Annotated in this window: 8 protein-coding genes; 5 read left to right on the top strand and 3 right to left on the bottom strand. The window is 66.0% G+C overall.

All coding sequences use genetic code 11. The features are described 5' to 3' along the window. Nucleotides 1-98 precede the first annotated feature (98 nt). Both MJ777_RS01630 and MJ777_RS01635 read right to left on the bottom strand, forming a co-directional pair. Nucleotides 99-497, bottom strand: coding sequence for a VOC family protein (locus MJ777_RS01630; protein ID WP_239346452.1), 399 nt, complete (start codon nt 495-497; stop codon nt 99-101). Between the two features lie 340 nt (nt 498-837). Continuing rightward, complete coding sequence (locus tag MJ777_RS01635; RefSeq protein ID WP_370652617.1) at nt 838-1,677, bottom strand: DUF2127 domain-containing protein; 840 nt, start codon at nt 1,675-1,677, stop codon at nt 838-840. 92 nt (nt 1,678-1,769) lie between these two features. Here MJ777_RS01635 and MJ777_RS01640 point away from each other — a divergent pair, with 92 nt between their 5' ends. From MJ777_RS01640 to MJ777_RS01650, 3 genes are all read left to right on the top strand, one after another. Then, entirely contained in the window at nt 1,770-2,708 is a 939-nt protein-coding gene (locus MJ777_RS01640) for an ATP-binding cassette domain-containing protein (RefSeq protein WP_239308314.1), read from the top strand. After that, complete coding sequence (locus tag MJ777_RS01645) at nt 2,705-3,547, top strand: ABC transporter permease subunit (RefSeq protein ID WP_239372613.1); 843 nt, start codon at nt 2,705-2,707, stop codon at nt 3,545-3,547. The genes MJ777_RS01640 and MJ777_RS01645 overlap by 4 nt, the downstream gene beginning before the upstream one ends. A 282-nt stretch (nt 3,548-3,829) precedes the next feature. Then, nucleotides 3,830-5,449, top strand: coding sequence for a fibronectin type III domain-containing protein (locus tag MJ777_RS01650; RefSeq protein ID WP_239372615.1), 1,620 nt, complete (start codon nt 3,830-3,832; stop codon nt 5,447-5,449). A gap of 105 nt (nt 5,450-5,554) precedes the next feature. Here MJ777_RS01650 and MJ777_RS01655 read toward each other — a convergent pair whose 3' ends face one another. Then, nucleotides 5,555-5,716, bottom strand: coding sequence for a hypothetical protein (locus tag MJ777_RS01655; protein WP_239346448.1), 162 nt, complete (start codon nt 5,714-5,716; stop codon nt 5,555-5,557). A 122-nt stretch (nt 5,717-5,838) separates the two neighbouring features. Between MJ777_RS01655 and MJ777_RS01660 the strand changes: the two genes are divergently transcribed. Both MJ777_RS01660 and MJ777_RS01665 read left to right on the top strand, forming a co-directional pair. Beyond that, a complete protein-coding gene (locus MJ777_RS01660) occupies nt 5,839-7,512 on the top strand; it encodes an alkaline phosphatase PhoX (protein ID WP_239372617.1) in 1,674 nt (557 codons plus the stop codon). A gap of 324 nt (nt 7,513-7,836) precedes the next feature. Further along, nucleotides 7,837-9,345: an MFS transporter gene (locus tag MJ777_RS01665; RefSeq protein WP_239372619.1), complete on the top strand. Its 1,509-nt coding sequence runs from the start codon at nt 7,837-7,839 to the stop codon at nt 9,343-9,345. Nucleotides 9,346-9,623 lie beyond the last annotated feature (278 nt).

The following is a 9,623-nucleotide window of genomic DNA, read 5'->3' on the forward strand; positions in this document are numbered from 1 at the left end:
TCTAAGTCTGCTGAGACATCTGCCCCATGCCCATGCCAGCTCTGATAGGAGCGGGGCCCCGCGTCGAGCGGGGCCCCTGGTATATGCACGGGGAACTGTTACGACGCGGACCGCACGACACCGACCAAGTGCCCCTCGGGGTCGTTGAAGAGTCCTATTTCGACCCCTTCCATCACTTTTTCTGGCCCCATCATCCGTGACCCGCCAAGGTTTTCGGCTTTCACGAGCGCGGCTTCTACGTCGGGTACCTCGACGTAAAACGTGACATGACCGGCGTACCCCTCCGGAGCCGCCGCGACACCGCCGCCGATTCCGACGCCATCGGTGTTGACATTGCCGACGCGCTGTACGACCCCGTAGTTCATCGGGTTATCGGATTCGATCTTCCATCCGAACAGGCCAGAGTAGTAGTTCTTCAGTTTTTCGGAGTCATTGCCAATAATTTCAAAATGAACGACCGGCTGTCCCATTTTCTTGCTCCCCTCCGCGCCGAGCACGCAGACTCGGCATGGGCAAAATTTTCTCCTCCAGAATACCCCGGGTACGCCCGGATGCCCGCCGGGCGCCGGTGCGGAGAGGAGTTATGATCATGGAGGTCAAGCATGATCTAACGGCTTGGGGCCGACAGGCGGCGCTGTACACCGAAGTCGACTGAGCAGATATCACAATATGTTAACCGGCCGGTTAGCCATACCGTTTCCGCGTCTTAAGGAGGCCAACAGATCGGGGATGTCCGCTGCGCTGTCCGCTGGATGAGCCGGGGCTCCCCGCTGTTTACGCCGTATACCCGTGTGAGCGGTATAGCGCGGGGATAGCGGGGATGATGGGGATGACGGCCTACGCCTTACCGGACAGTTCATGGTCGGGTAGCTCCGCGGACTGCTCGACTTCCAGCAGGGATGTGCTCTGCCGTTCCGCCTCGAACGCCCGGCGTCCACCGCGCACCCCGAACAGGCGCTTGGCGGCGACGAGATACACAACGGCGGCCACGTTGATGACCAGGGCGACGACTCGCAGAACGGTGACCCGTTCGGTCAGCTCGTAGACCTCCAACGGAAGGAAGACCGAGGTGGCGACGGCGGCGAAGTATTCTCCCCATCGCCGCAGCAGCCAGAGCCCGACACCTTCGACGATCTGTATAGCCGCATAACCGAACAGCAGGCTGGCGACCAGCAGCAGGGTGCTCGGTTTGGTGTGGATGAGGTGCCGCAGGTGTGTGATCGTCGGGCTGTTGTCCAGGTCCAGGTGCAGGACCGAGGCGAGTGGTTTCGCGGCCGGGATCGCCTTGTCGAACAGCTCCTGGATGTCGGCCTCGGACTGGCGAAACCGCAGCACAGCGTAGCCGACCAGAGCCAGTAGCACCGCGCGGACGATGCGCTCCACCGCGAGCAGCCGCAGCACCGTCGCGTCCCGTAGCGCCCGGCCGCGCAGCAGCACCGGTGCATCGCGTGCTGGCCCGGCCGCGACCGGATCAGCGACGACGAAGTCCCCGCAGCGCAGACAGCGCCAGGCCGGCCCAGCCGGGGTCTGTGCTACCAGCCGGTCGGCCAGAGCCGGCTCGTCCGGACGGTAGGTGACATGCCCTTTACGGGCACAGGTCCGCAGATTCCACTCCACGATCGCTGATCGTAGATGTCGGGGGCATGCCCGGCGATGGGTCTCGCCAGCCGGACCCATCGCCGGATTTCAGGCTGCCGCCGGTCGGCGGCAGCGACGACGACCGTAATGTCGGTGGCGTCGGCGACACCGGAAACTGTGGAGGGCGCACTGTGATTAAGGTCGAGGGGCTGACGAAGCGCTATGGGGAAAAGACGGCGGTCGACGGCTTGAGCTTCGCCGTGGAGCCTGGCGTGGTGACGGGTTTTCTGGGGCCGAACGGTTCCGGTAAATCGACGACCATGCGGATGATTATCGGTCTGGATGAGCCCACCAGCGGCAGGGTCATGGTCAATGGCCGCTGCTACCGTGATTTTTCCGCTCCGCTGTGTGAGGTTGGGGCTTTGCTGGAGGCCCGGTCGGTTCATACCGGTCGTTCGGCCACCAACCATCTGCTGGCGCTGGCGCACACGCACGGGATCCCCCGGCGCCGGGTCGACGAGGTGATCGATCTGGTCGGTTTGCGCGAAGTCGCGCGCAAGCGGGTGGGTGGTTTTTCCCTCGGGATGGGACAGCGGCTGGGGATCGCGTCCGCGCTGCTGGGCGATCCCTCAATCATGATTTTGGATGAGCCGGTGAATGGTCTGGATCCAGAGGGCATCCGTTGGATTCGTAACCTGCTCAAGGGGCTTGCTGCGGAGGGCAAGACGGTCTTCGTCTCCTCGCACCTGATGAGCGAGATGGCGCTGACCGCCGAGCACCTCATCGTGATCGGCCGCGGGCGCCTGATCGCGGACACATCCGTCGCGGACTTCATCCACGGTGCGTCGACCAACACCGTGAAGGTCCGGTCGCCGCAGGCATCCCAACTACGTGAGCTGCTTGTGAGCGTGGATGCGACGGTAACCGCCAGCGCGCCCGACATCCTGGAGGTCACCGGCCTCACCAGCGAGCAGATCGGCCGGACGGCGGCGGAGAACGACATCGTGCTGTATGAGCTGACGCCCCAACAGGCGTCGCTGGAGGAGGCGTTCATGGATCTCACCCGGGACAGCGTCGAGTACCAGGCCGATGCTCTCACCGCACAAGCCACGACGGGAGCATCGTCATGACCGCTGTTACCGAGATCGACAGGGACGGCGGCAGCCCGCGGGCGCGGAACGAACCGGCGGTGGGGGTGACCCAACTGCGGGTCATGCGTTCGGAGTGGACGAAGTTGTACTCGCTACGCTCGACCCGCTACTCGCTGTTGGCCGCGCTTGTGATCATAATCGGGCTCGGTATTCTTATCTCCTGGGGGAGCGCCAGTCATTGGAATGAGGATGATCCGCGTGACCGCCTTCTCTTTGACCCCACCCTGACAAGCCTCAGCGGGATCTTCCTCGCGCAGCTCCCGGTCGGAGTCCTTGGCGTCCTGATCGTCAGTGGTGAGTACTCCACTGGCATGATCCGCGCGACGATGGCCGCGGTCCCCAGGCGGTTGCCCGTGTTGTGGGCGAAGACGGCGGTCTTTGCCCTGGTCACGTTTGTGCTGATGACCGTCGCGTCGTTCGTGGCGTTCGCTGCTGGCCAGGCGATGCTGGCGTCCGAACACATCTCCACGACGCTGTCGCGGCCGGGCGTCCTCACCGCGGTGATCGGCGGCGGTCTGTACCTGACGGTCGTCGGTGTGCTGGGTATCGCTCTCGGCGCGCTGCTCCGGAGCACCGCCGGTGGGATTGCGACCCTGTTCGCGCTGTTGCTGGTACTTCCGATCATCGTTTTGTTCCTGCCCGCGAGTTGGCGGGAGCACATCGAAAAGTACCTGCCGAGCAATGCCGGACAGGCGATTTTTCGAGTCCTGCACGAGCCCTCCGCGCTGTCGTCGTGGACCGGGTTCGCGCTGTTCTGCGGGTATGCGCTGGCCGCGCTTGCCGGCGCCGCCGTCCTGCTGCGCCGCCGGGATGCCTGAGCAGAGTCCGTCGGTTTGGTCCAGCCGGGTATCGCGTCGTTTTCGGATTGCGGTAACCCTGGTGAATTGCGGTAGCCCTGGTGAGCTGAGCTCGGCGCCTGACGGGCGAGGGGAGCTGGTTCGACCGGCGCTCACGCGGATGGCCAATGCCCTTCACGCCGCATTGGCCCCGTGGACAGCTATAGCGATCAGGATGCGCACAGACACGGCCATGAGGACGTGCCGATGTGTCGATATGCCGATTGTGTTGACGTGTCGATGTGCCAACGGGGAGGAATCCGTATGAACGAGGAACCTGCCATAGCTGGATCGCGGCCGGCGCTGGGGCGCCGTGCGCTCCTGCGTGCAGCCGGGGTGGCGGGTCTCACCGCCGCCGCGGTGCCGTTGCTGGAACGTCCGGGCGTCGCGGCCGAGCTGGTGCGTCAGCCCGCGGTCGCGGGAGCGCCGTCCCCCGAACAGCTGCATGTCCAGTTCGGCGCGGATGCGGCCAGTCAGATCACGGTGTCGTGGGCGACGCCGGAGCGGGTGAGTCGACCCCGGTTGCGCCTCGGGCGGCACGGTTCCGGCTTCGGGACGAGTATTGAGGCGCAGGAGCGTGTCTACGTCGAGGCACTGACCGGGCAGACCGTCTGGACCTACCACGCCGAGCTGGACCGGCTGCCGTCCGACACCGACTTCACCTACGAGGTCTACCATCGTGGCGCCCCGCCGGCGGAAGGTACGTTCCGCACGGCCCCACGCGGACGCAGGCGGTTCCGCTTCACCAGCTTCGGTGACCAGGCGATACCAGCGCCGGTGGGACAGGGCCTCGGCCCGTCGTCGGTGAACTCCGGCTACATCGTGGACGCGGTCGAGACGCTCGACCCGTTGTTCCATCTCGTCAACGGCGACCTGTGCTACGCGAACGTCAGCGACGACCCGGTGGCGACCTGGCGCAGCTTCTTCAACAACAACATGCGGTCCGCGCGCAACCGGCCCTGGATGCCGTGCGCGGGCAACCACGAGAACGAGGTTGGCAACGGCCCGCAGGGCTATCTCGCCTACCAGACCCGGTTCGGCCTGCCGGGCAATGGTTCGGACGTGCCCGACTTCGCCGGCAACTGGTACGCCTTCACCGTCGGCTCGGTCCGGATCATCTCGCTCAACAACGACGACGTGTGCCTGCAGGACGGCGGTTTCAGCGGCTACCGCCGTGACCACGTCCCGAACTACGCGAGCAGTGGCTTTGACCCCTACATCCACGGGTACAGCCACGGCGAGCAGCGGGCCTGGCTCGAACGGACGCTGGCGGCGGCGCGGCACGACCATGACATCGACTGGATCGTGGTGTTCATGCACCAGGTCGCGATGTCCTCCGCGCACTTCAACGGCGCGGATCTCGGCATTCGCCGGGAGCTCCTGCCGTTGTTCGACCAGTACGGCGTCGATCTGGTGCTCGCTGGCCACGAGCACCACTTCGAACGCACCTTCCCCGTGCGTGGGACCCTGCCCGGCAGCTCACTGCTCACGCCCGCCCCGCAGGCCGACGACGCGAAGGTCATCGACACGACCCGCGGGACCGTACATATGATCATCGGTGGCGGTGGGCATTCCTTTGCCACGCCGGCCACCGCGTTCGACGCGCCCCAGGACGGCGTCGTGATCTACGATGTCGCCGCTGGCGACCCGACGACGCAGCGCAGGGCGCTCACCACGACCGAACCCGCGCCGTGGTCGGCCTACCGTGATCTCGCCACTCCGTACGGTTTCGCCTCGTTCGACGTCGAGCCAGACGCGCCCGGCGGAAAGACGACCATCACCGTCAGGCACTACGGCGCGGCCGCGGGTTCGTCCAGCTACACCGAGCTCGACAGCTTCACCCTGGTACGCCCACGCGCCCACCAGCACTGGGCGGGTCGGTAAAAAACAGGCAGGCGGGTCCGCCGAGGACGGGGCAGCCGAGGACGGGGCATCGGGAGCCGGCCGGCCCCATCCTCGGCTGATCGTCAGGGGCGAGCACAGGACACCTCACAGGTGATCGTGGTGCCGGTCACCGCCGCTCACGGCGCGCGCCGGGTCGCTTGTGCTGGCCTCGCCCGTCTCGATATGGCCCGCCAGGCGACGGCGGCCGTGGGCCTGTTTTCCGCTGGCGTTCGCCAGCGTTCGGTGGCTGTCGGCCCGTTCGGCCATCCAATGTTCACAAGCAGGATTCGCGTTGGCTGGACAACCGCGTACCAGTCGTTGCCCGCACCCGTTTGTATCCCCCCGGAGGTGCCCGATGTGTGGTGCCAGGGGGAAGGATGCATATGTCAGTGAGGACCAAACGCTCCCGGGCCGCGGTTGTCGCGGCTGGGGTGGCCGGCGCCGCTGTGCTGGGCGGGCTGGTGCTGGGCACGACCGCGCAAGCGGAGCCGGGCACTACCGCCGCGCTCGGGCTGACCCCCGTGTTGACCGCGAACGCCAAGGTTCCCAACGTGCCGGTGGCCCATGCGCTTTCGGCGGAGCTGTCCGAGATCGCCGTCGCCCAGGGTTCGAACAGGCTGGAAAACGGAACACCCGAGGTGCCGTACTACGGCTATGACGGTAACTCCGCGAACCTGCTGCCCGCACCGGGGGACGTGCAGAGCACGACGCACAACGTCGAGGCCAGCAAGACCGAGCCGGACAAGAACACCTACCTGCGCCTGACCGGTCAGCACGGCGCCGACCCGAGCTACGACTACGGGACGCACTTCCTGTTCCAGGGGCACGAGGGCGGAAAGCCCGGCTACATCACCCGCGTCAACCTCGACGCCGACGCGGCCCATCGGGTCACCCTGCTCGCCACGACGGACGTCGCGGGTAAAGCACTGCCGAACTTCGACGGTTCCACCTGGGATCCGTGGGCACAGCGGTTGCTGTTCACCGCGGAGGCCGGCGCGAACGGCGGCGTCTGGCAGGCCACGCCGGACATCGCCTCGAAGGTCGAGGACATCTCCACCGTCCTGGGCCGCGGTGGGTACGAAGGCATTCAGAACGACTCCGCCGGCAACCTGTGGCTCGTTGAGGACGTCGGCGGCACGACGATTCCCGGCAGGTTCACCAAGCTGCCGAACAGTTTCGTCTACCGGTTCGTGCCGGTGGACACCGCCGACCTCACCAAGGGCGGCAAGCTCCAGGCCCTCCAGGTGATCTCGACGGGTACCGGCAAGCCGATCACCTTCCAGCCGATCGACGCCGACCACCCGGACGGCAACGCCTTCAGCCAGGACACCAAGGATCTGCACACGTACGGTACTGTCTTCGACACCCACTGGGTGACGATTCATGACACCGCGACCGACCCCAGCGGGTTGGCGTTCGACGCGAACGCGGCGGCCAAGAAGGCTGGCGCGACCCCGTTCAAGCGGTCCGAGAACGGCCAGTTCCGCCCGGGCTCGGACTTCCGTGAGTTCTACTTCGACGAGACCGGCGACACCGACGCGCGTTCGGTCGCGAACGCCGAATACGGCGGCTGGGGCTCGGTGCTGAAACTCACCCAGACCAGCGCGACCGCCAACAACGGCAAACTCACCCTGTTCTACAAGGGCGACCAGGTGCACACCGGGTTCGACAACGTCGCGTTCCTCGACCACAACCACGTCGCGTTTGTCGAGGACGCCGGGGATACCTTGCATACCCAGCGCAACGCGCTCGATTCCGGTTACCTGTTCGACGTGTGGCACAACTACGCGGACGGTCAGCAGCCGCTGCGGTTCCTCGCGGAGGGGCGTGACCCGTCGGCCACGATAGACTCCGGCCTCGGTTCGATCAGTGGCAGCGGATTCCAGAACGACGGGGACAACGAGCTCACGGGGATCCATGTTTCCGACGGGGACCCGAGTATTCGCGGCATCCTCGGTGCCCGGGTACCGGACGCCTTCAACAAGAACTGGCGGGTGTTCTACACCGCCCAGCACGGTGACAACGTGACCTGGGAGATCGTGCGTTCGCAGACCAGGCGGTAATCGTCCGGCGCGGGTCCGTGCGGCAGAGACCGCAGCAGCAGGGAGGGATCGACACGGTGGGCCCTGACCGGTCGCTGGCCCCCGCCGGTCAGGGGCAGCGTTCCCTCCGCGCGTCCGGCGGCGAGCCGGAACCGGAGCGCCGCTACCGGCGGACATGCGGTAGACGAGATGACGTCGGCGGCCCTGCGGTAGATACGCCGAGCCAGGCGCGTCAGCGCAACGATCGCGCCTGGCTCGGTGCAGGTAACAGTAATTATCTTAATAATTCTAACTATTTATGTATTAAAATCTTTTTTTGGTAGCTAATGTTATAGTAATTATCCTATGAGCGAAATTATCGTTCCAGCTTCGGCCATGCGCTCATACCGACGGTGGCTCCCCCTTCTCGTCGTCCTGACGGCCCAGCTTATGATCATTCTTGACTCCAGCGTGGTGAATGTTGCACTGCCCGTCATCCAGCATGATCTGGGAATCAGCCAGGCCAGCCTTACCTGGGTCATCAACGGTTATTTGATCAGCTATGGCAGCTTCCTTCTCGTCGCCGGCCGGTTGGGCGATCTCGTTGGGCGCAAGAAGGTCTTCCTCGGCGGCGTCGCGCTGTTCACCGCGGCCTCGGCCGCCTGCGGGCTTGCCAGCGATCAGACGGTCCTCATCGTCGCCCGCTTCGCGCAGGGCCTGGGTGGAGCGCTCGCGTCGGCGACCGTTCTCGCGTTCATCGTCACCGACTTCCCGCAGCCGCGTGAGCGCGCTCGGGCGATGAGCACCTACCTGCTCGTCACCGTCGGCGGCGGCTCGCTCGGTCTGCTGCTCGGCGGCGTGCTCACGCGGGCCCTGGGATGGCACTGGATTTTCGTTATCAACATCCCGATCGGCGTTCTCGCGCTACTGGCGGGCGCCGCTCTCATCACCGAACGTTCCGGTTCCGGCCTGCGCCGGGGGGTTGACGCGGCGGGTGCCATCCTGGTCACCACGGCGGCGCTGGCCGGTATCGACGCGATCGTGCGGGCATCCGAGCATGGCTGGCTGTCGACGTACACGCTCGGGCTCGGCGCGGTCTCGGTCACGCTGCTCGCCGCATTCGGTTTCCGTGAGTCACACACACCGAACCCGCTTGTTCCGCCGCGGATCCTGCGACTGCGTAGCCTCGTCGGCTCGAGCGCCGTACGCGCGGTCGTGATGGCCGGCATGTACGGGGTGTTCTTCTTCGGCTCGCTGTACCTGGAAGAGGTCCTCGGGTACGACGCGATCCGCACTGGGCTGGCGTTCCTGCCGCAAACCCTCGCAATAGCCGCGCTCTCCTTCGGCATCACCACCCGGCTGGTGTCCCGCTTCGGCCCCAAACAGGTCCTCCTCGGGGGGCTGGCCGTCATGCTCTCGGGCCTGCTGCTCTTCGCTCAGGGAGGCGACGGCGAGCACGTCCATTATTTCCCGACGCTCTTCGTTTCCTTCACCCTTGTCGGGCTCGGGGCCGGCGCGGCGTTCATGCCGTTGCTGACCATGGCCGTTGCCGACGTCGCACCCGCCGACGCCGGTCTGGCCTCGGGGATCGTCAACGTCTCCATGCAGATCTCGGCAGCGGTCGGCCTCGCGGCACTGGGGACGTTGTCCACCAAGCGGACCGCCACGCTTGTGGCGGAAGGCCGTACCCAGATCGCGGCGCTCGCCGGTGGTTGCCGTCTCGGGTTGCTCGTCGGCGCCGGATGCGTGGCCTTTGGCCTGCTGCTGGCCGCCGCGGTACTGCACCCTGGGCGGGCCAGCGCGGAGCCGGTGGCTGTTCCCAAGCAGCTGGCGGACGAAGCCGGTCTGGCCGAGCCGTCGGCGTCCGCACCGTGACGTCCCCATCGTGACGTCCGCGTTGTGATCAGACTAACCGGAGCGGGTGCCGACCATCGATCAGAGCGGCCAACGCCGCGCCTCCGGCGCCAGCCTCACCGTGGAGGGGCCGCCGCACGGTCAGCGGGCGGCCCCTCCGGGGAGCCGGTGTCCATTTGATCAAAAACGGTGCGATCCTGATTTTTTTTGTGCTGCCGGAGGCCTTGAGGGCGCGTTTGAGATTGTTATTCTGGCTCACTGGTCGAAAGCCCGATCTCACACACGCTCTTAGAGCGCCC

It is taken from the genome of Protofrankia sp. Cj5, from assembly GCF_917627405.1.
Classification (GTDB): Bacteria; Actinomycetota; Actinomycetes; order Frankiales; family Frankiaceae; genus Protofrankia.

What these genes read in the sequence shown, in the direction of transcription:
- MJ777_RS01650 (WP_239372615.1), top strand. Translation starts at nt 3,830, where the DNA reads ATGAACGAGGAACCTGCCATAGCTGGATCGCGGCCGGCGCTGGGGCGC.
- MJ777_RS01655 (WP_239346448.1), bottom strand. Translation starts at nt 5,716, where the DNA reads ATGGCCGAACGGGCCGACAGCCACCGAACGCTGGCGAACGCCAGCGGA.
- MJ777_RS01645 (WP_239372613.1), top strand. Translation starts at nt 2,705, where the DNA reads ATGACCGCTGTTACCGAGATCGACAGGGACGGCGGCAGCCCGCGGGCG.
- MJ777_RS01665 (WP_239372619.1), top strand. Translation starts at nt 7,837, where the DNA reads ATGAGCGAAATTATCGTTCCAGCTTCGGCCATGCGCTCATACCGACGG.
- MJ777_RS01635 (WP_370652617.1), bottom strand. Translation starts at nt 1,677, where the DNA reads ATGGGTCCGGCTGGCGAGACCCATCGCCGGGCATGCCCCCGACATCTA.